Origin of the sequence: Bradyrhizobium sp. OK095, assembly GCF_900109945.1 — a bacterium.
Lineage (GTDB): Bacteria > Pseudomonadota > Alphaproteobacteria > Rhizobiales > Xanthobacteraceae > Bradyrhizobium.
Map to the genome: position 1 here is coordinate 80,554 of NZ_FOBX01000017.1, position 25,479 is coordinate 106,032.

25 protein-coding genes are annotated in these 25,479 nt (G+C 63.5%); 15 read left to right on the top strand and 10 right to left on the bottom strand.

Annotated elements, in window-relative coordinates:
* The first annotated feature begins 3 nt into the window (after positions 1–3).
* From sufD to BMW89_RS32690, 5 genes are all read left to right on the top strand, one after another.
* Positions 4–1,308 (top strand): Fe-S cluster assembly protein SufD, encoded by a 1,305-nt coding sequence (sufD, locus tag BMW89_RS32670; RefSeq protein WP_092034416.1) that lies wholly within the window; start codon positions 4–6, stop codon positions 1,306–1,308.
* Positions 1,305–2,552: a cysteine desulfurase gene (locus BMW89_RS32675; protein WP_092034418.1), complete on the top strand. Its 1,248-nt coding sequence runs from the start codon at positions 1,305–1,307 to the stop codon at positions 2,550–2,552. The genes sufD and BMW89_RS32675 overlap by 4 nt, the downstream gene beginning before the upstream one ends.
* The gene (locus tag BMW89_RS32680; RefSeq protein ID WP_092034420.1) at positions 2,549–2,920 is read left to right on the top strand and encodes an SUF system Fe-S cluster assembly protein; all 372 of its coding nucleotides are present in this window, start codon (positions 2,549–2,551) and stop codon (positions 2,918–2,920) included. Before BMW89_RS32675 ends, BMW89_RS32680 begins: the two co-directional genes overlap by 4 nt.
* A gap of 47 nt (positions 2,921–2,967) precedes the next feature.
* Positions 2,968–3,378 carry a HesB/IscA family protein gene (locus tag BMW89_RS32685; RefSeq protein WP_092034422.1) on the top strand — a complete coding sequence of 137 codons (411 nt, stop codon included), beginning with the start codon at positions 2,968–2,970 and terminating at the stop codon, positions 3,376–3,378.
* Between the two features lie 136 nt (positions 3,379–3,514).
* A complete protein-coding gene (locus BMW89_RS32690) occupies positions 3,515–3,961 on the top strand; it encodes a TfoX/Sxy family protein (protein WP_092034425.1) in 447 nt (148 codons plus the stop codon).
* Between the two features lie 55 nt (positions 3,962–4,016).
* Here the strand turns inward: BMW89_RS32690 and fabA are convergent, their stop codons facing one another.
* From fabA to BMW89_RS32710, 4 genes are all read right to left on the bottom strand, one after another.
* Entirely contained in the window at positions 4,017–4,547 is a 531-nt protein-coding gene (gene fabA, locus BMW89_RS32695) for a bifunctional 3-hydroxydecanoyl-ACP dehydratase/trans-2-decenoyl-ACP isomerase (protein WP_092034427.1), read from the bottom strand.
* A gap of 98 nt (positions 4,548–4,645) precedes the next feature.
* Positions 4,646–5,713, bottom strand: coding sequence for a GGDEF domain-containing protein (locus BMW89_RS32700; RefSeq protein ID WP_092034429.1), 1,068 nt, complete (start codon positions 5,711–5,713; stop codon positions 4,646–4,648).
* A 176-nt stretch (positions 5,714–5,889) separates the two neighbouring features.
* Positions 5,890–7,479, bottom strand: a complete 1,590-nt coding sequence (locus BMW89_RS32705; protein ID WP_092034432.1) for a DEAD/DEAH box helicase — start codon at positions 7,477–7,479, stop codon at positions 5,890–5,892.
* A gap of 300 nt (positions 7,480–7,779) precedes the next feature.
* Positions 7,780–8,748, bottom strand: coding sequence for an AraC family transcriptional regulator (locus BMW89_RS32710; RefSeq protein ID WP_092034434.1), 969 nt, complete (start codon positions 8,746–8,748; stop codon positions 7,780–7,782).
* Positions 8,749–8,948: 200 nt separating this feature from the next.
* Here BMW89_RS32710 and BMW89_RS32715 point away from each other — a divergent pair, with 200 nt between their 5' ends.
* Positions 8,949–10,475 carry a caspase family protein gene (locus BMW89_RS32715; RefSeq protein WP_092034523.1) on the top strand — a complete coding sequence of 509 codons (1,527 nt, stop codon included), beginning with the start codon at positions 8,949–8,951 and terminating at the stop codon, positions 10,473–10,475.
* A gap of 33 nt (positions 10,476–10,508) precedes the next feature.
* Here BMW89_RS32715 and BMW89_RS32720 read toward each other — a convergent pair whose 3' ends face one another.
* Positions 10,509–10,793 carry a hypothetical protein gene (locus tag BMW89_RS32720; RefSeq protein ID WP_092034437.1) on the bottom strand — a complete coding sequence of 95 codons (285 nt, stop codon included), beginning with the start codon at positions 10,791–10,793 and terminating at the stop codon, positions 10,509–10,511.
* Positions 10,794–10,913: 120 nt separating this feature from the next.
* On the opposite strand from BMW89_RS32720, the gene BMW89_RS32725 reads away from it, so the two are divergent.
* Both BMW89_RS32725 and BMW89_RS32730 read left to right on the top strand, forming a co-directional pair.
* On the top strand, positions 10,914–12,170 hold the full coding sequence (locus BMW89_RS32725) for an FAD-dependent oxidoreductase (RefSeq protein WP_092034440.1): 1,257 nt from the start codon (positions 10,914–10,916) through the stop codon (positions 12,168–12,170).
* Positions 12,171–12,349: 179 nt separating this feature from the next.
* Entirely contained in the window at positions 12,350–13,117 is a 768-nt protein-coding gene (locus tag BMW89_RS32730) for an outer membrane protein (RefSeq protein ID WP_092034443.1), read from the top strand.
* A 109-nt stretch (positions 13,118–13,226) separates the two neighbouring features.
* Here the strand turns inward: BMW89_RS32730 and BMW89_RS32735 are convergent, their stop codons facing one another.
* Complete coding sequence (locus tag BMW89_RS32735) at positions 13,227–13,997, bottom strand: SDR family NAD(P)-dependent oxidoreductase (RefSeq protein ID WP_092034446.1); 771 nt, start codon at positions 13,995–13,997, stop codon at positions 13,227–13,229.
* A 21-nt stretch (positions 13,998–14,018) separates the two neighbouring features.
* Positions 14,019–14,204 carry a hypothetical protein gene (locus BMW89_RS32740; RefSeq protein WP_092034448.1) on the bottom strand — a complete coding sequence of 62 codons (186 nt, stop codon included), beginning with the start codon at positions 14,202–14,204 and terminating at the stop codon, positions 14,019–14,021.
* A gap of 139 nt (positions 14,205–14,343) precedes the next feature.
* Here BMW89_RS32740 and BMW89_RS32745 point away from each other — a divergent pair, with 139 nt between their 5' ends.
* The gene (locus tag BMW89_RS32745) at positions 14,344–14,556 is read left to right on the top strand and encodes a hypothetical protein (protein ID WP_092034451.1); all 213 of its coding nucleotides are present in this window, start codon (positions 14,344–14,346) and stop codon (positions 14,554–14,556) included.
* Positions 14,557–14,581: 25 nt separating this feature from the next.
* Here BMW89_RS32745 and BMW89_RS32750 read toward each other — a convergent pair whose 3' ends face one another.
* Positions 14,582–15,364 (bottom strand): outer membrane protein, encoded by a 783-nt coding sequence (locus tag BMW89_RS32750; RefSeq protein WP_177196496.1) that lies wholly within the window; start codon positions 15,362–15,364, stop codon positions 14,582–14,584.
* Between the two features lie 385 nt (positions 15,365–15,749).
* On the bottom strand, positions 15,750–17,795 hold the full coding sequence (gene parE / locus BMW89_RS32755) for a DNA topoisomerase IV subunit B (RefSeq protein WP_092034456.1): 2,046 nt from the start codon (positions 17,793–17,795) through the stop codon (positions 15,750–15,752).
* Positions 17,796–18,067: 272 nt separating this feature from the next.
* Between parE and BMW89_RS32760 the strand changes: the two genes are divergently transcribed.
* The 6 genes from BMW89_RS32760 (at position 18,068) to BMW89_RS32785 (ending at position 25,074) form a co-directional block, all read left to right on the top strand.
* A complete protein-coding gene (locus BMW89_RS32760; RefSeq protein ID WP_092034458.1) occupies positions 18,068–18,598 on the top strand; it encodes a DedA family protein in 531 nt (176 codons plus the stop codon).
* A gap of 170 nt (positions 18,599–18,768) precedes the next feature.
* A complete protein-coding gene (locus BMW89_RS32765; protein ID WP_092034461.1) occupies positions 18,769–21,423 on the top strand; it encodes a DUF3857 domain-containing protein in 2,655 nt (884 codons plus the stop codon).
* A gap of 258 nt (positions 21,424–21,681) precedes the next feature.
* On the top strand, positions 21,682–22,365 hold the full coding sequence (locus tag BMW89_RS32770) for an FMN-binding negative transcriptional regulator (RefSeq protein WP_092034464.1): 684 nt from the start codon (positions 21,682–21,684) through the stop codon (positions 22,363–22,365).
* Positions 22,365–23,414, top strand: coding sequence for an N-acetyl-gamma-glutamyl-phosphate reductase (gene argC, locus BMW89_RS32775; RefSeq protein WP_092034466.1), 1,050 nt, complete (start codon positions 22,365–22,367; stop codon positions 23,412–23,414). The genes BMW89_RS32770 and argC (BMW89_RS32775) overlap by 1 nt, the downstream gene beginning before the upstream one ends.
* Before the next feature lie 46 nt (positions 23,415–23,460).
* Positions 23,461–24,450 carry an N-acetyl-gamma-glutamyl-phosphate reductase gene (gene argC / locus BMW89_RS32780; protein WP_092034468.1) on the top strand — a complete coding sequence of 330 codons (990 nt, stop codon included), beginning with the start codon at positions 23,461–23,463 and terminating at the stop codon, positions 24,448–24,450.
* 30 nt (positions 24,451–24,480) lie between these two features.
* The gene (locus BMW89_RS32785) at positions 24,481–25,074 is read left to right on the top strand and encodes a class I SAM-dependent methyltransferase (protein ID WP_092034469.1); all 594 of its coding nucleotides are present in this window, start codon (positions 24,481–24,483) and stop codon (positions 25,072–25,074) included.
* A 3-nt stretch (positions 25,075–25,077) separates the two neighbouring features.
* Here the strand turns inward: BMW89_RS32785 and BMW89_RS32790 are convergent, their stop codons facing one another.
* The gene (locus tag BMW89_RS32790; RefSeq protein ID WP_092034470.1) at positions 25,078–25,476 is read right to left on the bottom strand and encodes an MAPEG family protein; all 399 of its coding nucleotides are present in this window, start codon (positions 25,474–25,476) and stop codon (positions 25,078–25,080) included.
* Positions 25,477–25,479: the final 3 nt, after the last annotated feature.

Here is a 25,479-nt window from a genome sequence, read left to right on the forward strand (position 1 = left end):
GAGATGAACGTTGCTGTGGCAAAGACCGGAAACGGCCGTGCGGTGAGCGATCTCTTCGCCAGCGCCGAAGGCCGCCTGCCGGGTTCGCCGGCGGTGATCGCGGTGCGCCGTGAGGCATTCGAGACCTATGAGCGTCTCGGCCTGCCGCATCGCCGGATCGAGGAATGGAAATACACCGATCTGCGCGCGCTGGTCGGCGAGGTGCTGCCGCTGGCAGCCGCGCCCGATGCGGCTGCGCTGAAGCGCGCCGCGGATGCTGTGAAGACGCAAGCGATCGATGGCGCCCGCAAGCTGGTTTTGGTCGATGGCGCGTTCGCCGCCGATCTGTCCGATGTGAAGGCGCTCGCTTCCGAGATCAGCGTCAAGACGCTGCGGGAGACGCTGGCGACGGATGCCGGTCTCCTGAAGACCCCGTCCACCGATGCCGTGATCGCGCTGAACGCGGCGATGGCAACCGACGGCGTCGTCCTGTCGATTGCCGATGGCACCCAGCTGTCCGCGCCAATCCAGATCATCCACATCGCGACCGCCGCCTCGGCGTCGGCTTTCACACGCTCGCAGATCGTGGTCGGGAAGGGCGCTCGCGCCACCATCATTGAAAGCTTCGTTGCGGCGGGCGCCAATGCCTACCAGGTCAACGACGCGGTTATCATCTCGGTCGGCGACAACGCCGATGTTGCGCATATCCGCCTGATGGACGATGCGCCTGATGCCGTGAACATCACTTCACAGTTCGTCACTGTTGGTGCCAATGTGAAGTTCAACGTCTTCAATATGACCACGGGCGCTGCCGTCAGCCGTCTTCAGGGCTTCTTCACGCTGGCCGGCGAGGGCAGCGAGCTCTCGGTCAACGGCGTCAACCTGTTGCAGAAGACCGAGCATGGCGACACCACGCTGGTCGTCGACCATGCCGTGCCCAATTGCGTCAGCCGCGAAGTCTTCCGCGCTGTGCTCGACGATCGCGCCCATTCGGTATTCCAGGGCCGCATCATCGTCCGCCCCGACGCGCAGAAGACCGACGGCAAGATGATGATCCGCGCGTTGCTGCTCTCGGATGAAGCCGAGGCCTACAACAAGCCTGAGCTCGAGATCTTTGCCGACGACGTCTCCTGTGGTCACGGCGCCACCGCCGGCGCGCTCGACGACAGCCTGTTGTTCTATCTGAAGGCGCGGGGCCTGCCGGAGAAGCAGGCCCAGGCGCTGCTGATCCAGGCCTTTGTCGGTGAAGCCATCGAGCAGATCGCCGACGACGGTTTGCGCGAGCATGTCATCGGCATCGCCGAGCGTTGGCTGGAGCGGCGCCCATGAGCACGCATCCCGCTGTCAAGAACGGGTCCTACGACGTCGCGCGGGTGCGCGAGGATTTTCCCGCGCTCGCCATGCAGGTCTATGGCAAGCCGCTGGTCTATCTCGACAACGCGGCTTCCGCCCAGAAGCCGAGCGCCGTGCTCGACCGCATGACGCAGGCGTATACGAGCGAATACGCCAACGTGCATCGCGGCCTGCACTACCTCGCCAATGCCGCGACCGAAGCCTATGAGGGCGGTCGCACCAAGGTCGCGCAGTTCATCAACGCGCCTCGCACCGAAGAAGTGATCTTCACCCGCAACGCGACGGAGGCCATCAATCTGGTCGCGTCGTCCTGGGGGCAGCCGAACATCAAGGACGGCGACGAGATCGTCATCTCGATCATGGAGCACCATTCCAACATCGTGCCATGGCATTTCCTCAGGGAACGCCAGGGTGCGGTGATCAAATGGGCGCCGGTCGACGACGAGGGCAATTTCCTCATCGACGAGTTCGAGAAGCTGCTGACGGCGAAGACCAAGCTGGTCGCGATCACGCAGATGTCGAACGCGCTCGGCACCATCGTGCCGATCAAGGACGTCGTGAAGATCGCGCATGCCCGCGGCATTCCCGTGCTGGTCGACGGCAGCCAGGGCGCGGTGCATATGCCGGTCGACGTCCAGGACCTCGGCTGCGATTTCTACGTCTTCACCGGACACAAGGTCTACGGGCCAACCGGCATCGGCGTGCTCTGGGCCAAGTACGACCACCTCGTCGCGATGCGCCCCTACAATGGCGGCGGCGAGATGATCCGCGAGGTTTCGCAGGACGTCGTCACCTATGGCGATCCCCCGCACAAGTTCGAGGCGGGCACGCCCGCGATCGTCGAGGCGGTCGGCCTTGGCGCCGCCATCGACTACGTCAACTCGATCGGCAAGGAGCGCATCGCCGCCCACGAGGCCGATCTCGTCACCTATGCCCAGGACCGGCTGCGCGAAATCAACTCGCTGCGGCTGATCGGCACGGCCCGCGGCAAGGGCCCGGTGATCTCCTTCGAGCTGAAGGGCGCGCACGCCCACGACGTCGCCACCGTGATCGACCGCCAGGGCATCGCGGTCCGCGCCGGCACCCATTGCGTGATGCCGCTTTTAGAGCGGTTCAACGTGACGGCCACCTGCCGGGCGTCGTTCGGCATGTATAATACGCGGGAAGAAGTCGATCATCTGGTACAGGCGCTGCTGAAGGCGCGGGATTTGTTCGCATGAGTGACACGGCCGAAGCCAAAGCCAATCCGATGGAAACCCAGTCGGCGTTGCCGCCGGAGGAGACCGAGCGTCTCACCACCGAGATCATCGCGGGCCTCAAGACCGTGTTCGATCCGGAAATCCCGGCTGACATCTACGAGCTCGGCCTGATCTACAAGGTCGAGATCAAGGACGACCGCTCGGTCGACGTCCAGATGACGCTGACGACGCCGAACTGCCCGGCCGCCGGCGAGCTGCCGACCATGGTCGAGAACGCGGTCGCCAGCGTCCCCGGCGTCGGCGTGGTCGACGTCAAGGTGATCTGGGAGCCGGCCTGGACGCCGGAACGCATGAGCGACGAGGCCCGCCTCGTCCTCAACATGTGGTGACCCACCACTGCCATTGAACTTGCTCCGCAACGGACCACATGAGTGACATGACCCAAATTTCTTCAGGCTCATCACCGGCGTCCACACCCAAGCCAAAGCGGCCCCGGCCGCAGGTCATGCGGCTGACCGATGCTGCCGCGCAGCGCATCAACGAGCTGACCCAGCGCGCGGACTCCGAGATCATCGGCCTGCGCGTCGGCGTCAAGAATGGTGGTTGTGCCGGTCAGTCCTACACCGTCGAATACGCGCACGATGTGCGCCCGACCGACGAGGTCGTCGAGGACAAGGGCGTCAAGATCCTGGTCGAGCCCAAGGCCGTGCTGTTCCTGCTCGGCACCGAGATGGACTACAAGGCCGACAAGATGCAGGCCCAGTTCGTCTTCAACAACCCCAACCAGATCTCCGCCTGCGGCTGCGGCGAGTCGGTCGAGCTGCGGCCGGCGAAGATCGACGGGTAAAGCCAGGCGTCATTGCGAGGAGCGAAGCGACGAAGCAATCCAGGATCTCTCTGCGGAGACAGTCTGGATTGCTTCGCTTCGCTCGCAATGACGGCAGTGGTATGAAGGCTTACCTGCTCGCCCGGGGAAGCCTTTAATGGACCGCGAATTCCTGATCGACCTGTTCGCCGATTTCGGCCCCGTCACCATCCGAAAGATGTTCTCCGGCCACGGGATCTCCGTCGACGGCGTCAACTTCGCGCTGTCTCTGCGCGCGGGCCTGTTCTTCCGCGCCGACGAGGTGACCATCCCGGACTTTGAAGCCGAAGGCTCAAAGCCGTTCCAGTACACGACCCGCGCCAAGACCGTGCTGGTGAACTCCTATTGGGAGCTGCCCGCGCGCCTGTTCGACGATTCCGCGGAGCTTGCGCAATGGGCGAGGGCGGCGCTCGCGGCCGCTCAGCGCGCCAAGGTGAAGAAGCGGCCCAAGAAAAAGAAGGCAGGGAAGAAGGCTGCGGCGAAGAAGGCCGCAAGCAAACCGGCGAAGAAGCGCGCGGCCAAGAAGGCGGTTCGGGTGGGCAAAGCGAGGCGTGCCCACCGTTGAGGTCGTCGTGTAGGGAGATGGTGGGCACGGCGTGCGCGCCTTTGCCCACGGGACTTCAATCCACGGCCTTGGTCAGGCCAACCCGCATATCCTTCGCCGTGAAAACACAGACGCCATCTGCCAGCACGCGCCCATCGGCAATTCCAAGCACCAGCTTGCCACGCCGGACCATCCGCATGGCGACTTCGTAGCGCACGCGTTGCGCGTTCGGTGTGATTTCGCCCGTGCACTCGACTTCGCCGACGCCGATGGCGCGGCCCTTGCCCGGTGAACCCGACCATCCGAGCCAATAACCGACCATCTGCCACATCGCATCAAGGCCAAGACTGCCCGGCATCATCTCGTCGCCGCGATAGTGGCAATCGAAAAACCAGTGGCCCGGCACAATGTCGAGCTCGCCGACAATGTGGCCTTTGCCAAACTCGCCGCCGTCCAGGCTGAGCTCGGTGATGCGGTCCATCATGAGCATGGGCGGGGCCGGCAATTGCGCATTGCCGGGGCCGAAATATCCGCCTTCGCCCGATCTCAGCAGATCGTCTTTGCTGTAGGACGGCTGGGGCGTGTGAAAATCACGGGGATTGGGCAAGACGACAAGTCCTCTGAACGCTCGCGGTCGCGCGACGAGGAAGATGTTGGTCGTCAGGTTGGAATGTCAAGCACGCGCGGTTCGGCGCGCTGCTTCCGTCACGCCACCCGGCTGTGCGACTCGATCGCGAATTCCGGATCGGCCTCGCAGATCACGCGGTTGCGGCCGTTGCGCTTGGCGGCGTAGAGGCAGGCATCGGCGCGTTCGATCAGCGCATCGGTATCGTCGCCCTGCTTGAGCATGGAGACGCCGACGGAGATGGTGACGCGGCCGAGGATCTCGCCGGTGGACTTCTTCTTCAATTCCTTCGCCATCACGGCGCGGCGGATGTGATCGGCAACCGTGAGGGCCTGGCGCAGCGCGGTGTTGGGGAGCACCACCGCGAACTCCTCGCCGCCATAGCGCGCGGTGATGTCCTGGCCCTTGATGGTCTGCTTCAGGGAGAGGCCGACGAGCCGCAGCACCTGGTCGCCGGTGAGATGGCCGTAGGAATCGTTGAACGACTTGAAGTGATCGATGTCGAATAGCAGCAGCGACAGCGGTTCGCCCGAGGCCAGCGCGCTCTGCACCGCCATGGCGATCATGCGATCGAAATATTTGCGGTTGCCAAGGCCGGTGAGCGGATCGGTCAGGCTCTCGGCGCGGATCGCCTCCAGGCTCTGCTGGAGATTGCTGATCTCGCTCTTCGACAGCGTCAGCCGGTCTTCCAATGCCTTGTTGGTCTCGCGCATCTCGCTGGTCGAACGCAGCAGCGTCTCGACGATCGAGGTGATCTGCTCGCGGCTCTTGGCCGACGACAGTTTTTCGGTCGCGCCCGACAGGCTGGCATCGTAGGAGCCGGTCATCCCGAGCGCGTCGCCGAGTACCTTCATCACGTCATCGATCTCGCCGATGACGCGCGCGCCGACCTTGTCGATGCGGTCGGTGGTCTTGATGTGGGAAAGATAGGTCTCGTAGATCTGCTCAAGATCGCCTTCGGTCAGCTTGCCGTGGCGGGCCAGCGTCTCGTTGATGATCTTGTTGAGCGGCGCGTTGTAGCCGGTGGCGTAGACGTACCAGATCTCGTAGTTGCGGGGAATTGCAGTCTGTCGAAGCGATCGGATCTGACCGAGCGCTACTTCGGCGAACGCCATCGTGCGTTCGTGTTCGTTGAGAACCTTGACCACAGAACATACCCCACGACGGCCGATGCGCCGTCGACCGCAGAAATGCTTAAATTATGTTCGTAGGCTAACGGAGGATTGTGAACGGCCAGTAAATATACGGGCACCAATGCATCATAAAAAGTGTAGGGCGCCTCTGTTCAACCGACCAGAGGCGCTTTGTTCCTTCCCAAGCGGCTTCAGGCGCCGGCGGGAGAGCGCACGGGGCGGAGCAGGAACGCCGGCAGGTGCGAATGATCGCCCGGCTCGGAATCGGCCTCGCGTTGGCGGCGCGGTTCGGGACGGCCGATCGACGGCACGTGCGAAGGATCGGTCTTCTGGCGCGAGCCCTGACGCGGCTCGGATGATTGGTTTGCTTCGCGCGGAGGCCTGGCTTCGCGCGGAGACCTTGCCTCGCGTGCGGGCTTCGCCTCGGGAGCGGGCCGTGCTTCGGCTGCAGGCCTCGCTTCAGAAGCGGGCTTTGTTTCAGAAGTGTGCCTTGTTTCAGAAGTGAGCCTTGCCTCGCCACGCGGTTCACGGGGCTCGTGGCTGCGCTCACGGTCGCGACCGCCGCGCTGCGGCTTGCCGCGTCCGCCGCGCGAACGCTCACGGCCGCGCTGCTCGCGCGGACGCTCACCCGCATCGCCGGATTCTGCTTTGACTTCGTAGTCGCCTTCGGCGCGCGGAATGCTCTGGCCGATCAGCTTTTCGATCGCAACCATCGACTTCTGGTCGAGCGGCGTGACGAGCGAGATCGCCATGCCGGACCGGCCTGCGCGACCGGTGCGGCCGACGCGATGGACGTAATCGTCGGGATGGTGGGGGACGTCGAAATTGAAGACGTGGCTGACCTCGGGAATGTCGAGGCCGCGGGCGGCGACGTCGGAGGCGACCAGCAGCGGCAGCTCGCCCTTGCGGAACTGTTCGAGCGCCGCCGTGCGGGCCGACTGGTCCATGTCACCGTGCAGGGCGCCGACGCTGAAGCCGTGCTTTTGCAGCGATTTGTGAACGATCGCGACCTCGCGCTTGCGATTGCAGAAGATGATCGCGTTCTGGAGATCCTTGGCCTCGCGCAACAGGCGGCGAAGCAGCTCGCGCTTTTCATGCGTCTCGCGCCCGGCCGGGACCTGACACTGCGTGACGGTGACGGCGGTGGTGGCGGGCTTGGAAACTTCGACCTTCTGGGGATTGTGCAGGAAGGTCTCGGTGATGCGCCGGATTTCCGGCGGCATGGTCGCGGTGAAGAACAGGGTCTGCCGCGTGAAGGGGACGAGCTTGCAGACGCGCTCGATGTCGGGAATGAAGCCCATGTCCAGCATGCGGTCGGCTTCGTCGATGACGAGCAGCTCGACGCCGGTGAGCAGCAGTCCGCCGCGCTCGGTGTGGTCGAGCAGGCGGCCGGGGGTGGCGATCAGCACGTCGACGCCGCGCGTTAGCTTGGCATCCTGGTCGCCGAACGAGACGCCGCCGATCAGCAGGGCGACGTTAAGCTTCTGGCCGGCGCCGTAGCGGTCGAAGTTTTCCTTCACCTGCGCCGCGAGCTCGCGGGTCGGCTCGAGGATCAGCGTGCGCGGCATCCGCGCGCGGGCGCGACCCTTTTCAAGGATGGTGAGCATCGGCAGCACGAAGGCCGCGGTCTTGCCGGTGCCGGTCTGCGCGATGCCGAGGACGTCCTTGCGTGCGAGGACGTGGGGGATCGCCTGTTCCTGAATGGGGGTAGGGGTGGTGTAACCGGTAGCCGCTACTGCGGCGAGGACTTTTTCGGACAGTCCGAGATCTGAAAAGGACATTGAGCCTCTGGTCGAAACCGCCGTTCGGAATCGAAGGTGATTAAGGCTGTCGCGTTCCACCCCGAAACGGCGCGCTTTCAAAGAAGCTGGGGGTGCTGACTCACGCGAACCAAGCGCAAGGCTCAGGAATCGCTCTTCGATACCGAGCCGCGTCGACCCGGAACATAGGGCGGAATCGGCCAAAGTCAATGGAGCAGGCGCGGGAAGGCTCTAAAAACCCTGAGGTTTTGCCCAAATCACGGGCCCGGCTCGGCTTTTCCGCCCCGCCCGGCAGGCCAGTGAGAGCCGTGAAAACGGCGGTTAACGCTGGTCCGGACCCTGAGCGCGGAAATCGCCGGGGGCCATGCCATAGGCGGCGTTGAAGACCCGGTAATAGGTCGCCAGGCTCTCGAAACCGCAGGAGGTCGCGATATCGACGATCAGCCGATCCGGCGCCTCGCGCATCAGGCGGCGGCTCTGTTTCAGGCGTTCGTTGGTCACCGTCTGCGAGAAGCTCTTCTCGGCTGCCTCGAACAGCATGTGCAGGTGACGCACGGAGACGGCGAGCAGGTCGGCCACCATCGCCGGTGCCAGATCTGGATTTTGGAGGTGGCCCGCGATCAGGCGTCGCGCCTGCGACAGGCGGGCGGTCCGCAGCGCAGCCTGTCCGAGCCGGCTGCCGGGCCGCACGATGCCGCGCTCGATCAGCGCCAGATGGGCCAGTGTCTGGACCAGGGAGGCCGCATCAGCGGTCCCGTCATCGCCGCCCACGGCGGCCTCGCCGAGATCGGCAAAGCAGGCCCCGAGCAGAGGCGCCAATGTGGGATCGTCGAACATCCGCGGCGCAAGCTCACGAACCCGCCTGTCCTCCGTGGGGAGGGCGCTGACGGGGATCTTCAGGATCCGCAGGTGAAAGCCGCCGGCGCCGAGCGGCGTGGTGCGGTAGGGCAGGTCGGTATGGCTGGTGGCAAAGCCGCCATTGGCGATCGCGAAGTCGCTGCCACGCATGCCGCCGAACCAGCCGCCGCTGCCGAGTTGCTGGTAGACGCAGATGCTGTCGCCAGGCGCGTAGGCGATGTCGGAGGTGCTGCGCTCGACCGTGTAATGCGAGGCCTTCAGCTCGACGAGGCCGCCGCCGCCGAACTGGCGCAGCGAAAATTCGCCGTAGAAGTCGCCACGTCGTTCGCGCTCGAGTTCGGCAGTGACACCGAACAGGCCCTTGGACCGGACCTCGCGCCAATAATCGAAGCGGTCATGAGGTTCGACTTCGTCAGTACACCAGCGATACACGGCAGCCCCCGCTTGCAGCGCAATGGCCCTAGAAAGAGCAGATTCCGGCGGAATCTGCCATAGGTCAGATGATGAAACCGAAGGCTGCTGGCGTTGAACCCTCGCTGTGGCTGGATCGACTATCATCAACGGTGGAGGGTTCCAATGAACCACTGTTCGAGGGAACCGGCACAACGCCGATCTGCAACGGGAATTTCGCGATGACGCGTCGGCTTTTTAGAATTCTGGCGGCCCTGGGCCTCGCGGCGAGCGTGAGCGGCTTCGCGTTTCCCGCGCATGCCGAGAAGCGCGTCGCGCTCGTCGTCGGCAACAACGATTACAGGAACGTCCCAAAACTGCTCAAGGCCGTCAACGACGCTCGTACCATGGGCGACACGCTGAAGCAGCTCGGCTTCTCGGTGATGGTCGCCGAGAACCAGAACCGTCAGCAGTTCTCCGAGACGCTGCTCGCCTTCGACAGGACGATCGAGCCGGGCGACACCGCGTTCTTCTTCTACGCCGGCCACGGCTTCGAAATCGCGGGCCAGAACTATCTGCTGCCGACCGACGTGCCGGCGGCGACGGAAGGGCAGGAGGAGCTGGTGCGCGACGCCTCGATCCTCGCCGACCGCATCGTCGAGCGCCTCCAGAACAAGAAGGCGCGGACCTCGATCCTGGTGTTCGACGCCTGCCGCAACAATCCGTTCGAACGTTCCGGCACGCGCGCGGTCTCAGGCGGCGGCGGGCTTGCACCGATGGTGCAACTGCCCGAAGGCGTGTTCTCGGTGTTCTCGGCAGGTCCCCGCCAGACCGCGCTCGATCGTCTCTCCAACGACGACGCCAATCCCAATTCGGTGTTCACGCGCACTTTTGCCAAGGAATTGCTTCAGCCCGGCGAGAACCTCGTGCAGGTGGCGCAACGCACCCGCCGTCTCGTCAGCGAGATGGCCGACACCGTCAAGCACAGGCAGGTGCCGGTCTATTTCGACCAGATGGTCGACGACGTCTTCCTCAGCGGCGTCGCCAAGGACACGGCCGTCGCAACCGCTGCGCGTCCCGCCGATCCGCCGCCGCAGAAGCTCGCGGCGCTGCCGCCGGTCTCGGTGCCGCGCGTGCCGAAAGAGGAAACCACCAACGCGCCGATCGCGAGCTTCTCGCGCCACAATGGCGGCTGGAGCGTGGTGTTCTCCTTCGCCGACCCGACGCTCGGAATTTCCTGGCGTATGGCCGGCAATGGCGATTTCCGCGAGACCGGTTTCATCGACACGCTCGATCCGCGCACGCGCAAGCGGATGCCGAACCCGTCGATCGAACTGCCGCCGGACGCTGCGGCCGGCACCATCGAGGTCCGCTTTGTCGATCAGTCCGGCGACATGCAGGGACCGTTTCCGATCAAGTTCGATCCCGAGGCCGCGTTGATCCGCGACCAGCGCAAGATCCTCGACATGACCGCCACGAGCTGGCTGTCATATCGCGAGTTCAACGGGTTGCTGGTCTATTACACGCATCTGGTGTCGTATCGCTGTGCCATCCGCGAGGTGCGCATCGGTATCGACACGGCGATGCCGGACAAGGTGCTGAAACTGCCGCCTTGCGACCTCCGCGATCCCTCCGCGATTTCGGCCGGCATGCTGCTCTACCAGAAGCTGCCGCCGACCACGCAATTCATGTCGGTCGAATTGACTTATCGCGACGGCAGCGTGTCGGAGGTCAAGAGCTTTCGGACGGCCAACCGCAGCAACAATTGAGCGGTGTGGGCGAAGGTGCCGGGCGCGCCTTCGCTACCCGAGGCGCTTCCTGATGAAGCGCCTAAGGGACTCGACGGCTTCCATCAAGGGCGGAGCCAGCGAAAAGAACGCGCCCATCGCGATCGAGATGATGACGTGGCGCAGCAGGAGCTTCTCCTGCTCCTCGAACGGATAACCGTTCTGGTCGATCGGCACCGATGCAAGCGTGCCGGTCCGCCGCGGATCCAGCCTCCGCGGCCTGCGCGGCGGAATCATGATCACGACGAAAAGCACGTTGATCAGAATCCACACGCCGAGCACTATGAGGATCGTCCGCACCGCAATTTCCCGAAATCAATCGAAGTCTTGGGCGACGCTAACGGCCATTCACAACTGCGGCAAATGAATACTGTTTGCTGCACCGCACAGAAAACTTAAGTCGTAAATGAGGACCCCGCCGTGGAACCCGATACGCCGCGATCTCCGCAGGCAGCCTACTTGAAAGCCCGATGCTGCATCGTCGGCGGCGGGCCCGCCGGCATGATGCTCGGCTATCTCCTGGCGCGTGCCGGTATCGACGTCGTGGTGCTGGAGAAGCATGCGGATTTCTTCCGCGACTTTCGCGGCGACACCGTGCATCCCTCGACGCTCCAGGTGATGGACGAGCTCGGCCTGATCGACGGCTTCCTGAAGCTGCCGCATCAGCGCTTGCAAAAAATGGACGGCCTGTTCGGCGGCACGCCGGTGCGGATCGCCGATCTGAGCCGGCTCCACACCAAATACCCGTTCATCGCCTTCATGCCGCAATGGGATTTTCTGAATTTTCTGCGCGAGGCCGGCAAGCGCTTTGCTGCGCTGAAGGTGATGATGAATACGGAAGCCGTCGACCTGATCCGCCGCGGCGAGACCATCGCCGGCGTGCGCGCGAAGACGCCGGATGGCATCGTCGACATCGAGGCCGATCTCACCATTGCCTGCGACGGCCGGCATTCGATCGTGCGCGAGTGTGCCAGTCTCGAGGTCGAGGAGATCGGCGCGCCGATGGATGTGCTCTGGTTCCGTGTCGGCCGCAAAGCAGATGAGACCGAGAACCTGTTCGCGCGCGTCGAGTCCGGCAAGATGATGATCACCTTCGACCGCGGCGACTATTGGCAATGCGCCTATGTCATCGACAAGGGACAATACGACGCGGTGAAGGCGAGGGGATTGCAGGCGCTGACCGACGACATCGTGCGCATGGCGCCGATCCTGAAGAGCGGCATTGTCGACGTGAAGAGTTTTGACGATTTCAAGCTGCTCACCGTCGCGATCAACCGCCTCAAGCGCTGGACGCGGCCGGGTCTGCTTTGTATTGGCGATGCCGCGCATGCGATGTCGCCGGTCGGCGGTGTCGGCGTCAATCTCGCCGTGCAGGATGCGGTCGCCACCGCGAACCTGCTCGCCGACAAGCTTCAGCACGGTTGCCCGTCCGAGGACGAGCTCGATGCCGTGCGCCGCCGGCGCGAGTTCCCGGTGAAGATGACGCAAGCCATGCAGGTGATCGTGCAGAACAACATCATCAGCGGCGCCTTGCAGGGCGGCGACCGGCCGCTGAAGGTGCCGCTGGTCGTGCGCCTCATCACCGCGCTGCCCTGGCTCCAGGGCATTCCGGCGCGCCTCATTGCGCTTGGCGTGCGGCCCGAGCATGTGCAGTCGAAGGCCGCGCCGGGATCGTAGCGCAACGATCCGGTAGGGATAATGCCACGTTAAATCGCGCACGGCGCGTTGCGTGCGTGCAACAGCGCAAACGGATTCACGGCGTGATGCTCGCCAATCCGGCATCTTAACTTTCTTGATTCAAATTTGAGTAAGAACTGCGTGTGACCGTGCATCCATCAAAGGACACGGGGTGTACCATGCGTAACAAATTGATCGCCGCCTTCGCCTGCACGACCGCTCTGGTTTCGACCGGCGCTGCTTCCGCGGCCGATCTCGGTGCGCGCTACACGAAGGCGCCGGCCTATGCCGAGCCGCTGTTCAACTGGACCGGCTTCTACGTCGGCGGCCATATCGGTGGCGCCTGGACCAACGAGCAGTTCATCAACAACGGAACCGGCGCGCCGTTCGGCGACCTCGCGCCCGGCGACAGCTTCCGCCAGCGCAAGTCGGGCATCATGGGCGGCGCCCAGATCGGTTACAACTGGCAGGCCAACAACTACGTGTTCGGCATGGAAGGCACGATCTCCGGCCTCGACAACAAGGGCACGGTCGTGAACACCACCATCGGTGCCGCTGACGACGTGTTCTCCTGGCGCGCCAACGTGCTCGCGACCGTCGTCGGTCGTGCGGGCTTCGCCGTGCAGAACAATCTGTTCTACATCAAGGGCGGCTATGCCGGCGTGAACAACCGTCTCAACGTCAGCGACACCGTCGCCCCGGCGACGGGCTCGGGCGGTCAGACCCACTGGGCCAACGGCTGGACCGTCGGCGCGGGCTGGGAATACGGCATCACCCGCAACTGGATCGTTGGCCTCGAATACAACTACGCGGCCTTCGGCGGGCAGACCTATCAGCTCGGCGGCACCTCGGGTAACTACACCTTCGATGCCAAGCCGCGTGACATCCAGTGGGCCGTCGTGCGCGCGAGCTACAAGTTCGACGCGCCGGTCATCGCCCGCTACTGAGCAACAAACGACCAAGCTGCAAAAAAAAGACGATCACTGCCAAATTCAAAAGCCCCGGCAATGCCGGGGCTTCTTTTTTGCGTGCAGTGTTTTCGCGTGCAAGGCGGCGTCAGGCCATCACCGAGAACCCGCCGTCAACGGGGATGGCGGTGCCCGTGACGAAGTTCGAAGCGGATGAGGCGAGAAACACCGCGATGCCCGCGAAGTCGTCGATGTCGCCCCAGCGCCCTGCGGGCGTGCGGGCCAGCACGCGCTCGTGCAATCCATCGACCTGCTTGCGCGCGCCGCGGGTGAGGTCGGTGTCGATCCAGCCCGGCAGGATGGCGTTGACCTGGATGTTGTCGGGTGCCCAGGCATTGGCGCAGGCGCGCGTGTACTGCACGATGCCGCCCTTGCTTGCCGCATAGGCGGTGGCGAAGCTCGCGCCGAAGATCGACATCATCGAGCCGATGTTGATCACCTTGCCGTTGCCGGACGCCTTCAGCGCCGGATAGGCCAGCTTAGAGCACAGGAAGGCGCTGGTGAGGTTGGTATTGATCACAGTGTTCCACTCGTCGAGCTCGAGCTCGTGCGGGGGCTTGCGGATGCTCATGCCCGCATTGTTGATGAGGATGTCGATACGGCCGAGATCCCCAACGACACGCTCGACCATTGCGGCGATCGCGGCCTTGTCGGTCACGTCGGTGGTGACGGCAATCGCCTTCACGCCGCGCGCTTTGAGATCGGCGACGGCCGCGGCCGATTTGGCTTCGTTGCGTCCGACCACGGCGATATCGGCGCCGGCGTCTGCGAGGCCATGAGCCAGGCCGAGCCCGATGCCGCCATTACCTCCTGTGACGATCGCGACCTTGCCGCGAAGATCGAACCTGCTGGATGTCATGCTTGTATTCCCTGGTTTCTTTTATTGGTTGCTCTGCCAGATCAGCACCAGCCCGAACCCGGCCATGGCTGCGCCATAGCCGGCCCATTGCAGCTGGTTGACCATGAAGCTCGATCGCGGCCAGGGAACGGTGCCCGTGCCTTGTCCGATCCAGAGCAGCCCGACGACGAGAGCAAACAGGCCTGCGATCAGCAGAAATCTGCGCATGCATTCCTCCCCATAGGTCTGCTTCTGTCGCGGCCCACGGCTTGAACGATTGCCGCAGGTCACGAAAACTTGCGGCCAGACTAACCGTAGCTGCGGTTCAGATACAATGGCTGGGGATGCAGGACTGGCGGGAGGACGCATGTCCGTGCGCAAGGTGGTCCTGGGCATTACGGCTGCGGCCGCGCTGTTCAACCCTCTCTACGAATCAACGCGGACGCAGTTCGGCTTCTCTCCCCTTCAGAGCCTGCATATCGAGCTCAGCGCGGCCGAGGCGGCCAGGGCGCTGAAGGCAAGCGTCACACGCTTAAAGCATCGCACAACGAAAAAGCCCCGGGCGATGCCGGGGCTTTGACGTCTGAAGTTGAGTTCAGCTTAGCTCAGTACTTGGCGACGACCGGGCCGGTCCAGTTGAAGCGGTAGACCAGCGAGGTCGAAACCGTCTGGTTCCAGTGGTTGGCACGGATGTCGTTGCCAACCGGCAGGTTGGTGCCGTCGAACAGTTCGCTCTGGGTCTTCGAACCGTAGAACGCCGAACGGTATTCGGTCTTCATGAACCAGCCGGGGGACTGGATGCCGAAGATGTTCAGGTTGTTCTCGACGCCGCCGCCGATGAAGAAGCCGTTGCGGTTGTAGCCGTTGAGATGCACGCCGACCGGAACGCCAGCCAGGTTGGTGAAGCTCGTGCTGCCGAAGTGAGCGCCCGAGTAACCGCCGTTGACGTAGGAGAGAACGTTCGGAGCAACCAGCCAGCCGAGGCGCACGCCGGCGGCCCAGGAGTCTTCCATCTTCTGCTTGCCGGTGATGCCGTTGAGCGGATCCTGAACGGTGCCCTTGATGCTGCCGAACTGACCGTCAGCGAACACGCCGGCGACCCAGGTGCCGCTGAACTGCCAGTCGTAGCCGAGACCGACGGTGCCGAACCAGCCCGAAGCGCCCTGGCGCTGAGCGATCGTCAGCGGAGTGCCGGTCGCGGTGGACTGAATGGTCTGGTCCGAAGCCTGGATGCCGCCGCCGCCACCACCGAAGATGTAGAAGCCAGTCCAGTTGGCAACCGGAGCAGCCATCGGGGCCTTGACGTAGGGACGGGCAGCGAGGTCAGCCGCCGAGGCCGAACCGGTCATCGCGGCAACCGCGGTCAGTGCGAGCAAAATCTTCTTCATGTTGAAATCCCCAAGCTTTGGTCGGTCCGGCAGGCGCGAGCGCACTGAAGTCCTAGTGATCTGATGCCCGGACTATAGACGCTTTCCACCGAAATGCTGTTGCAGGGCAGGCACAGTCGCCGGGAAACGCCGCTCGGTGGAGATTCTGGCCGCGATCGCTTGAATCTTAAAAATCAACGTAGATTCAATATGTTGAGACGATTTTTGATGCCGGTTTTCAGGTAAGGTTTCGTTAGCAAATCCGACTTTGTCTGAAATGGAGGCAATCCTGCCTCTGCCTTGGGTTCGGTGAGTCGTTGGCCTAGCCGTCCGGAAACGCCGAATCGTCATCACAAATGAAAAAAGCCCCGGACTTGGGCCGGGGCTTTTGACGGAGGGCGCGGCTTCAGACGTCGAGCAGATCGTCGTTGGCAAACTCGGCCTTGTCCGAGATGAAGGCGAAGCGCGCTTCGGCCTTGGTGCCCATCAGCCGTTCCACCGAATCCGCAGTGGTGTCGCGGTCGTCGGCGAGCAGCACCACCTTCAGCATGGTCCGCTTGCGCGGATCCATGGTGGTTTCCTTGAGTTGCGCCGGCATCATCTCGCCGAGGCCTTTGAAGCGGTTCACCTCGACCTTGGCGTTGGCGTTGAACTCGCTCTTGATCAGCGCCGCCTTGTGCGCGTCGTCGCGGGCGTAGATCGACTTGGTGCCGTGGGTCAGCTTGTAGAGCGGGGGCACCGCGAGGAAGAGATGGCCCTGGTCGATCAGCGGCCGCATTTGCCGATAGAAGAACGTGATCAGCAGCGAAGCGATGTGGGCGCCGTCGACATCGGCGTCGGTCATGATGATGACGCGCTGATAGCGCAGATCCTCTTCGCGATACTGCGCGAGCATGCCGCAACCGATCGCCTGCACGAGGTCGGCGAGCTGGGCGTTCGCCGTCAGCTTGTCCTTGCCCGCGGAGGCAACGTTGAGGATCTTGCCGCGCAGCGGCAGCACGGCCTGTGTCTTGCGGTCGCGCGCCTGCTTGGCGCTGCCGCCGGCCGAGTCGCCTTCGACGATGAAGAGTTCTGAGCCCTCCAAACCCGCATCGCTGCAGTCGGCGAGCTTGCCGGGCAGGCGCAGCTTCTTGCCGGCGGTCTTGCGCGCGGTTTCCTTTTCCTGGCGGCGGCGCAGGCGCTCCTCGGCACGATCGACCACGAAGTCGAGCAGCCGGTTGGCCATGTTCGGATTGCCCGACAGCCAATGGTCGAACGGATCCTTCATCGCCTGCTCGACGATGCGCTGTGCTTCCGCCGTGGCGAGACGATCCTTGGTCTGGCCCTGGAATTCAGGCTCGCGCACGAACACCGAGAGCATCACGGCCGCGCCGACCATCACGTCTTCAGAGGTGATCGAGGCCGCACGCTTGCCTTGGCCTACGCGCTCGGCGTGATCCTTCAGGCCGCGCAACAGCGCGCTGCGCAAGCCGGATTCGTGCGTACCACCATCCGGCGTCGGCACGGTGTTGGTGTAGGACGACAGGAAGCCGTCGGCATCGGCGGTCCAGGCCACGGCCCATTCGCAGGCGCCGTGTGCGCCATTGCGGCCCGACTTGCCGGAGAAGATGTCGGGATGCACCAGCGTGTCGGCGTGGATCGCTGCCGCCAGATAATCCTTGAGGCCGCCGGGGAAATGGAACGTCGCCTCCGCCGGCACGTCCTCGACGCCCTTGAGCAGTTCGGGCGCGCAGTTCCAGCGGATCTCGACGCCGCCGAACAGATACGCCTTCGAGCGCGTCATCTTGAACAGGCGCTGCGGCTTGAACGCGGCCTTGGCGCCGAAGATGTCGGTGTCGGGCTTGAAGCGCACGCGCGTGCCGCGGCGGTTGTTGATCTTGCCGAGATTCTCGAGCTTGCCCTTCGGATGGCCGCGCTCGAACGTCATGCGGTACAGTTGCTGGCTGCGCGCGACCTCGACCTCGAGCAGCGAGGAGAGGGCGTTCACCACGGAGATGCCGACGCCGTGCAGGCCGCCGGAGGTCTCATAGACCTTGCTGTCGAACTTGCCGCCCGAATGCAGCGTGCACATGATGACTTCGAGCGCCGATTTCTTCGGAAACTTCGGATGCGGATCAACCGGAATGCCGCGGCCGTTGTCGGTGACGGTCAGGAACCCGTCGGCGCTGAGCTCGACCCCGATGAAGGTCGCGTGTCCCGCGAGCGCCTCGTCCATCGAATTGTCGATGACTTCGGCGAAGAGATGATGCAGCGCCTTCTCGTCAGTGCCGCCGATATACATGCCGGGCCGGCGCCGGACCGGTTCCAGGCCTTCGAGCACCTCAATGTCGGCCGCCGTGTAGTTGTCCTCCGCGCCGCCCGCGCGCGAAGTCGTCTTGGCGGGCGTGCGGGGTTTCGGCTCGTCGCCACCGAAAAAATCGTCTTTTGTTTTTGGTTTCAATTGTTTGGACATGTATCTTGATGCACTTTGAGGGCCGTAGAGGCGGCGAATCGGTTAAGCCGACTATGCCACGGCTCGCCTGGAAAGGTCACAGCACGGCAGACCGGGTGGTGTGGTTGGGAGCCAATCCCGGCGATTTTACGCCGCAGGCTCAGCAATTCCCGGCAAATTGACGTCTCGGTCCGGCCTGGGCCGGGCTTTGTGACTTGATGTCACGCGAGCCCTCGGCCTACCAGTCTTTTCGATCGAGTGGAACCTGTGACGGGGCGGGAAGGCTATCTGGAATGGAGCAGTATGCGCACGCGCTGGCCGACTTTGTGCGCGCTCACCAGGCCTGGGCCGCTCCGATCGTGTTCCTGCTGGCTTTCGGGGAGTCGCTGGCTTTTATCTCGCTCTTGATCCCGGCCTGGGGCGCGCTGGTGGCGATCGGCGCGCTGATCGGCGCCAGCGGCATCAGCTTCTATCCGGTCTGGATTGCCGGCGGGATCGGGGCTGCGCTCGGCGACTGGGTCTCATATTGGTTCGGCTACCGCTACAAGGAGCAGGTCGCCCAGATGTGGCCGCTCTCGCGCTATCCGGAACTGCTTCCCAGGGGTGAGGCCTTCGTGCGGAGCTGGGGCGTCCCCAGCATCTTCATCGGCCGCTTCTTCGGCCCCTTGCGCGCTTCCGTGCCTCTCGCCGCCGGCATTTTCGAGATGCCTTATTGGAGCTTCCAGGCCGCCAATTTTGTCTCGGCGCTGGTCTGGTCGGCGGCGCTCCTGCTGTTCGGCGACGTGATCGCGAAGATCATGGAATGGATCTGGCGGGTGGTGTGAGCGTGCCCGGGACGGCCTTGAGCTCCAAGACCTTGAGCTCCAAGACCTTGAGCTCCAAGGCCTTGAGCTCCAAGACGCGGAAGAAACTTAAAAGACGTTCTTTTCGAGAGTGCGGCTGGTAAGTTTCGCCTGTTAGTTGAGTTCCCGACCTAGGGGCCGGGCGTCAACATATGATCGTACGCGTTTCTTCAGCTTTCCTGGTGGCGTTGCTCCTCTCGTCGCCATGCATCAAATCGTATGCCGCAGAATCATCCGACGCCGATCGGCCCGCCTGGGTCGATCCGGGCTGGCGGCGAACGGTGGCGCGCTACGCCGTTACATTCGATGAGAAGGGGCTGAGTACAGAGGTCATCGAGTTCGAAATCAAGGCGCTCGACGAGAAGGGCGCCGAGGCGATCGCGCAGCAGAGCTTTCAGTACAACAGTTATTTTGACGATTTGTCGTCGATGGCGCTTGCCACTCTCAAGGCCGATGGCAGCGTGGTCGAGGTCGACGAGCGCGCCATCCGCGATCAACCGGCTTCGACAGATTCCTCCTCGCCCTATTTCGACGAGGTTCGCGACAGGATCATCGCCTATCCGCATGTTGCTCCCGGCGACAGTATCCGCGGGCGTCTGGTCTACAAGGCGAAGCAACCGAGATTTCCAGGTGAATTTGCGCGCTCCTGGAGCGAGCCGGCGAGCCAGCCTCCCGAATTGCTCGAACTTACCGTTGATGGACCGGCATCAAGGCCGCTGCGGATCGCGTTGCGCAATGTCGAACACCGTGAAGAGAGGGTGAACGACCGAATCGTCCATCGCGTGCGTTTCAAGCAAGACGCGCCCAGACCGCGCCAGATCGACGATGAGACTCTCGCGGGTGCCGAGCGTTTCGAGGTGAGCACGTTCGCCGACTATTCCGCTTTCGCGGCGATGCTGAACGCACGCAATGCGCCCATGGCGCGGCCGGATGAGAAGCTGACGCGCCTGTCGCGGGAGATTGCGGGCGATGCGATCGGCACGCGCGCGAAAGTCGAGCGCATTTACAATTGGGTGGCCCGAAACATCCGCTACGTCGGGATTGGACTTGAGGACGGCGGCTGGACCTCGCAGCCCGCTTCGGCGGTGCTTGCGTCGCGCTACGGCGATTGCAAGGCGCATGCGACGCTGTTCAAGGCATTGCTTGCTGCCCAGGGCATTGAGGCCAATCTGGTCGCGGTGAACTCGGACGCGAGGTACACGCTCACCGAAGTCGCCACGCCGAATTTCGACCACGCGATCGCCTATGTCCCGGAGATCGATCAATATCTCGATCCGACCGCTTCGCTGTTCGCCTTCGGCTCCCTGCCGCCGAACCTCGCGGGCAAGCCGGTTCTCAACATCGACAAGGGCGCTTTGGGCCGCATCCCTATGGCTGGACCGGAGCGCTTCCGGCTGGCCGCGGAAACGGACTACGTCCTCGGCAATGATGGCAAACGCGAAGCCCGGTCGATCCTGTCCGGGACCAGCGTCGGCGCGCAACTGGGGCGCGTGCTCGCGCAGGGACTGGATGATGCAGACCGACGCATGGCCGCCAGGACGCTGATCGAGCAGGCCGGCCTGACTGGCGCCGGTGATTACACTTATCCAAATCCGCGCGAGCTGACAGACGATTACGCGATCACATCAACGTTTCAGATCAGCAAGCCTATCGATCTGGACCGGCCCATGCACGTCAGAATGTTGCCTTTGACTGATCCGAGGCGATCGCTCCTGCGGTTGGCTGCACGCCAGACGACTGGACGGCCTTTTGTTTGCCGACCGATGGAATACCGCGAGGTCGCTTCACTCACGGTTCCGGAAAACACCTTCTTCTACGAGAAACCAGCACCGATCGCCTATTCGGCGACGTTCGAAGGCAGGACGGGTTACGGAGCCGTCCACGGCCGGATCGAGGTGAGTGGCACCATCGCCGTCGATGGCCGAATTATTCGCTCCAATGCGCTTCTTCGCCTAACGCTCGACGCACCGGTCTGCCCCGCGGAGTTTGCCTCCGCGATCGACAAGGGGTTTGATAAGCTCGATGAGTTCAGGTACGGGCCGATCGGCCTGACCCCGAAGGGAGCAGCCTCGGTCGTCGAGGTCAGTGCCGATTTCACCGACGGCGCGAACGCTTATCTTGCGCATGATTTCCAACGCGCGATGGAGCGGTTGAAGCCGCTGGCCGAAATCGGCAATGCACGCGCGCAGTCCTATTTGGGCGCGATGTATCGGGACGGAAGTGGAACGAAGCGCAACGGAGCCGAGGCGGTCAAATGGTTTCGTCTCTCCGCCGAACAGGGCGATGTCTACAGCCAGGAGCAACTGGCTTACCTCTACGAGATTGGCACAGGGACGGCTCGCGACGAGAAGCAGGCGGCCGACTGGTACGGCAAGGCCGCGGATCAGGGCAACGCCTACAGTCAGACCCGGCTTGCGGCCATGTACCGGGACGGACGCGGCGTTCCCCAGGACTTTGCCCTGGCGTTCGATCTCTTTTCGAAGGCGGCCGAGCAGGGCTCGACGTACGCGCAGACGGGTCTCGGCCTCTTGCACATCAAAGGCGAAGGCGTGCCGCAGGATCTTGCCAAGGGCATATCCCTGCTGCGCAAGGCCGCAGATCAGAACGACGGTTGGGCCCAATACAATTTGGGGTGGGCCTATGAGAGTGGCACGGGCGTGCCGAAGGATACCCAGCAGGCGATCAATTGGTACAGCAAGGCGTCGGCTCGTGGAAACGAGCAAGCAGGCGCTCATCTGTATGAGCTGAACCGCGGTGGGGCCTTCTGGGAGACATTCTTCAGGCATCTCGGGCTGGCCAGATGGTAGTGACCGCAAGGCTGCGGTGGCCCGGAATGACAGCTCCAAAACCTTGACGTCGGGCCGATATGGCCTTAATAGCCGCGCACCATGATCAACGCCGCGACCATTCTGTTCGCCCGTCGCCGCCGCCGCTCTTTAGCGGTTCGGGCGGTCGATCGCGTTTGAGATCATCGTCTTTGCCGCTGGATCCGATCCGCGGCATTCTCTCTCCTGTCAGCGCGATCTGATCCGGCGGCCCCCAAGAAGGCCGAGCAGGAGACCACGATGTACACGCCACCCTTTTTCAAGCCGGACCGCGCCGCGAGCCTGAAATTCGCCGAAGAGCGCGGCTTCGGCACCATGTGCGCCTTCGACGGCCACAAGCCGGTCGCCTCGCCGTTGCCGTTCTATTTGACCTATGCGGATGACGGCACGCCGCAGGCCGCCTTTCATGCCGCCCGTCACAATCCGCTGCTAAAGCTTGCGGACGGGACGAGTTCCTGGCTGCTCGCGGTCAACGGCCCCGATGCCTATGTCTCGCCGGACTGGTACGTCTCGCCGGATCAGGTGCCGACCTGGCTCTACCAGTCGGTCCATCTAACCGGACCGGTGCGGTTGTTGTCGGACAGTGAGCTGGCGGTGCAAATCGATACGCTCAGCGACAAGTTCGAGAACTGGCTGCTGCCCAAGAAGCCGTGGACGTCGGCCAAGATGACGGCGGGCCGGCTCGAGGCGATGAAGAAGGCGATCGTGGGTCTGGTCATGACGGTTGAAGAGGTCGAAGGCAGCTTCAAGCTCAACCAGCACAAGTCCGACGCCGACTATGCGGCGATCGCCAATGCGCTTGGCGCACAGGCGGATCCGGCCTCGCGCACGATCGCAGGCCTGATGCGCGAAGCGAGACCGTTGGCCTTCGCAACAGACACGGTACAAACACAGCAAGCGATTACGCCTGAAGGGGGCGTGTGATGAGCATGAAGAAGAAGATCGGCATTCTCGGTGCGTCCGGCTACACCGGAGCCGACGCGGTGCGCCTGCTGGCGCGGCATCCGAATGCCGAGATCACGGCGCTCACCGCCAACACCCATGCGGGCAAGGCCATGAGCGAAGTGTTTCCGCATTTCTTCATGCTCGACCTGCCAAAACTCGTGGAATGGGAAAAGGTCGACTGGACCAAGCTCGACGCGGTGCTCTGCGGGCTGCCGCACGGCACCACGCAGGAGATCATCGCGGCCGTGCTCAAGGCCAATCCCAAGATCAAGATCCTCGACATGTCCGCGGATTTCCGGCTGCGCAACAAGGACACCTATGCGCAGTGGTACGGCCATGAGCATCGCGCGCTCGAACTGCAAGGCGAGGCTGTCTATGGGTTGACCGAATTCTACCGGGAGAAGATCACGTCCGCCCGGCTGGTCGCCTGTCCCGGCTGCTATCCGACGGCGGTGTTGCTGGCGCTGGTTCCGCTGGCGAAGGCCAGGCTGATCGACGTTGACGACATCATCATCGACGCGAAATCAGGCCTCACCGGCGCCGGCCGCGGGCTGAAGCAGAGTACGCTGTTCAGCGAAGCGGGCGAGGGGCTGTCGCCTTATTCGGTCGGCACTCACCGGCACGCGCCCGAAATCGAGCAGGAAATCAGCCTCGCGGCGGGCTCAGCGGTGACGGTGAATTTCACGCCGCATCTGATTCCGATGGCGCGGGGCGAATTCTGCACCTCCTACGTCAAGCTCAACGGTGCAACGCCCGACGATCTGCGGGCGGCGCTGCAGAAAGCGTACGCCAACGAGCCGTTCGTGCATGTCGCCAAAAAGGGCGTGCTGCCGCAGACGCAGAACGTACGCGGCTCCAACTACGTTCAGATCGGCGTCGTTGCCGACCGCATCAAGGATCGGGCGATCGTGCTTTCGACGCTCGACAATCTGGTGAAGGGCTCGGCCGGTCAGGCGATTCAGAACATGAACCTGATGTTCGGATTTCCTGAAACCGCGGGGCTGGAGCAGATCGCGCTGTTTCCGTAAGGCGAGGTGCCGGCGGTGACACCAACAAGCTCGAAAGGAGCGTGCCATGAGTCTTTCTGAAACCAGTCTCGTCGACACCAAACAGGCCCCGACCACTGGCGCAATGAAGAAGCCCGCCACCGTGTTCGTCGACGGCGGCTCGGGCACGACCGGGCTCGGCATCAACGAGCGGCTCAAGCTCCAGAGCGACGTCGTGGTGAAGACGCTTCCCGACGACAAGCGCAAGGACCCCGCTGCCAAGAAGGCGCTGATGGAGGAGGTCGATCTCGTCATCCTCTGCCTGCCTGACGATGCCGCGAAGGAAACCGTCGCGCTGGTCGACAGCATGGGCGCTTCGGGGCCGAAGGTGCTGGACGCCTCCACCGCCTACCGGGTCGCGCCGGATTGGGCCTATGGCTTTGCCGAGCTGACGCCGGACCAGGCCGGCAAGATCAAGGCCGCGAAGAAGGTCTCCAATCCCGGCTGCTATCCGACCGGCGCGATCGCGCTGCTGCGGCCGATCGTCGATGCCGGCCTGTTGCCGGCTGACTATCCCGTCACTGTGAACGCGGTGAGCGGCTATTCCGGGGGCGGCAAGTCGATGATCGCGAGTTTTGAAGACGGCAGCGCGCCGTCCTTCGAGCTCTACGGCCTCGGTTTCGAGCACAAGCACCTGCCGGAGATGCAGCTCTACTCCAACCTGACGCGGCGGCCGATCTTCATCCCCTCGGTCGGCAATTACCGGCAGGGCATGCTGGTGTCGATTCCGCTCCAGCTCGACGCGCTGCCGGGCAAGCCGAGCGGTGCTGACCTGCAAGCCGCGCTAGCCAAGCGCTACGCCGGCTCGAAATACGTCTCGGTGATGCCGCTTCAGAGCGAGGGCGGCAAGCTCGAGCCGGAGGCGCTCAACGAGACCAACATGCTCGAGCTCTATGTCTTCGCCAGCGACAAATATCATCAGGCGGTGCTGGTCGCGCGGCTGGACAATCTCGGCAAGGGCGCCTCGGGTGCGGCCGTGCAGAACATGCGGCTGATGCTGGGATTGCCGGAGGAGTAGGAGGTAGCGCCTCCGGGAGCGAGTGACCGCATGGACGAGACCACTCTGCAATTCTATCGGCAGAACGCCCAGTCTTACGCGGACTGGGCGAAGGCGCCATCGACGCGGCTGCGGGGTTTTCTCGCCCTGCTGTCACCAGGCGGCGCGATCCTCGAGCTCGGCTGCGGTGCCGGCAATCATTCGGCGGTGATGCTGGCCGAAGGTTTTTCGGTGCGCGCGACCGATGGCTCGCCGGAGATGGCGGAGATCGCGTCACGACGGCTCGGTCATCCCGTCGAGGCGATGCGGTTCGATCAACTGGACGCGGAAGAGGCCTATGACGGCGTCTGGGCGAGTGCCTGTCTGCTGCACGTGCCGCGAGACGAACTCGCCGGCATCCTCGGAAGGATTCATCGCGCGCTCAAACCGTCAGGCGTGTTTTACGCCAGCTACAAGATGGGCGAGGACGATGGGCGCGACAGCCTCGGACGGTACTACAGCTACGTATCGCCCGAGTGGCTTGAGGCGACCTACGCCAGCGCGGGGCCGTGGCTCACGCTGACGTCGGAGACCTCTGTGATCCAGAGTTTTGATCAGACACCAGCCAACATGCTGAATCTCGTCGTTCGCAAGGCTGGGGCCTGATCTCTAGACCACCTTGAAGATCGCCACCGCCAGCACGGCTTGCGCGATGAATCCGACGGTGAAGGCCAGCGTGCGGAACACCGGGACCCCCAGCGCATAGACGATCAGATGCGCGACGCGTGACCAGAAATAGACGGCGCAGGCGAGCACGGTCCATTTCGAGGAATAGTCGATCGCGTTCAGGATCAGCACCAGCGGCGCGAACAGCACGAGGTTCTCGACCGCATTGTCATGCGCGAACATCAGCCGGTTCGCCCATTCGGCTTGCGGCTTGTCTGCGCGTGAGGGGTTGGCCATCGCGCCACCGAGCCCGCGCACCTGGCAGCGGTTGATGGTGTAGGGAATCCAGAGGATCCCGGTCAGGATCACCGTGCACGTCAGCCAGAACAATTCACGCGTCATAGT

Coding starts and splice junctions, on each gene's coding strand:
- sufD (WP_092034416.1), top strand. CDS start 4: ATGAACGTTGCTGTGGCAAAGACCGGAAACGGCCGTGCGGTGAGCGAT.
- BMW89_RS32675 (WP_092034418.1), top strand. CDS start 1,305: ATGAGCACGCATCCCGCTGTCAAGAACGGGTCCTACGACGTCGCGCGG.
- BMW89_RS32680 (WP_092034420.1), top strand. CDS start 2,549: ATGAGTGACACGGCCGAAGCCAAAGCCAATCCGATGGAAACCCAGTCG.
- BMW89_RS32685 (WP_092034422.1), top strand. CDS start 2,968: ATGACCCAAATTTCTTCAGGCTCATCACCGGCGTCCACACCCAAGCCA.
- BMW89_RS32690 (WP_092034425.1), top strand. CDS start 3,515: ATGGACCGCGAATTCCTGATCGACCTGTTCGCCGATTTCGGCCCCGTC.
- BMW89_RS32705 (WP_092034432.1), bottom strand. CDS start 7,479: ATGTCCTTTTCAGATCTCGGACTGTCCGAAAAAGTCCTCGCCGCAGTA.
- BMW89_RS32715 (WP_092034523.1), top strand. CDS start 8,949: ATGACGCGTCGGCTTTTTAGAATTCTGGCGGCCCTGGGCCTCGCGGCG.
- BMW89_RS32730 (WP_092034443.1), top strand. CDS start 12,350: ATGCGTAACAAATTGATCGCCGCCTTCGCCTGCACGACCGCTCTGGTT.
- BMW89_RS32735 (WP_092034446.1), bottom strand. CDS start 13,997: ATGACATCCAGCAGGTTCGATCTTCGCGGCAAGGTCGCGATCGTCACA.
- BMW89_RS32740 (WP_092034448.1), bottom strand. CDS start 14,204: ATGCGCAGATTTCTGCTGATCGCAGGCCTGTTTGCTCTCGTCGTCGGG.
- BMW89_RS32745 (WP_092034451.1), top strand. CDS start 14,344: ATGTCCGTGCGCAAGGTGGTCCTGGGCATTACGGCTGCGGCCGCGCTG.
- BMW89_RS32750 (WP_177196496.1), bottom strand. CDS start 15,364: ATGAAGAAGATTTTGCTCGCACTGACCGCGGTTGCCGCGATGACCGGT.
- parE (WP_092034456.1), bottom strand. CDS start 17,795: ATGTCCAAACAATTGAAACCAAAAACAAAAGACGATTTTTTCGGTGGC.
- BMW89_RS32760 (WP_092034458.1), top strand. CDS start 18,068: ATGGAGCAGTATGCGCACGCGCTGGCCGACTTTGTGCGCGCTCACCAG.
- BMW89_RS32765 (WP_092034461.1), top strand. CDS start 18,769: ATGATCGTACGCGTTTCTTCAGCTTTCCTGGTGGCGTTGCTCCTCTCG.
- BMW89_RS32770 (WP_092034464.1), top strand. CDS start 21,682: ATGTACACGCCACCCTTTTTCAAGCCGGACCGCGCCGCGAGCCTGAAA.
- argC (WP_092034466.1), top strand. CDS start 22,365: ATGAGCATGAAGAAGAAGATCGGCATTCTCGGTGCGTCCGGCTACACC.
- argC (WP_092034468.1), top strand. CDS start 23,461: ATGAGTCTTTCTGAAACCAGTCTCGTCGACACCAAACAGGCCCCGACC.
- BMW89_RS32785 (WP_092034469.1), top strand. CDS start 24,481: ATGGACGAGACCACTCTGCAATTCTATCGGCAGAACGCCCAGTCTTAC.
- BMW89_RS32790 (WP_092034470.1), bottom strand. CDS start 25,476: ATGACGCGTGAATTGTTCTGGCTGACGTGCACGGTGATCCTGACCGGG.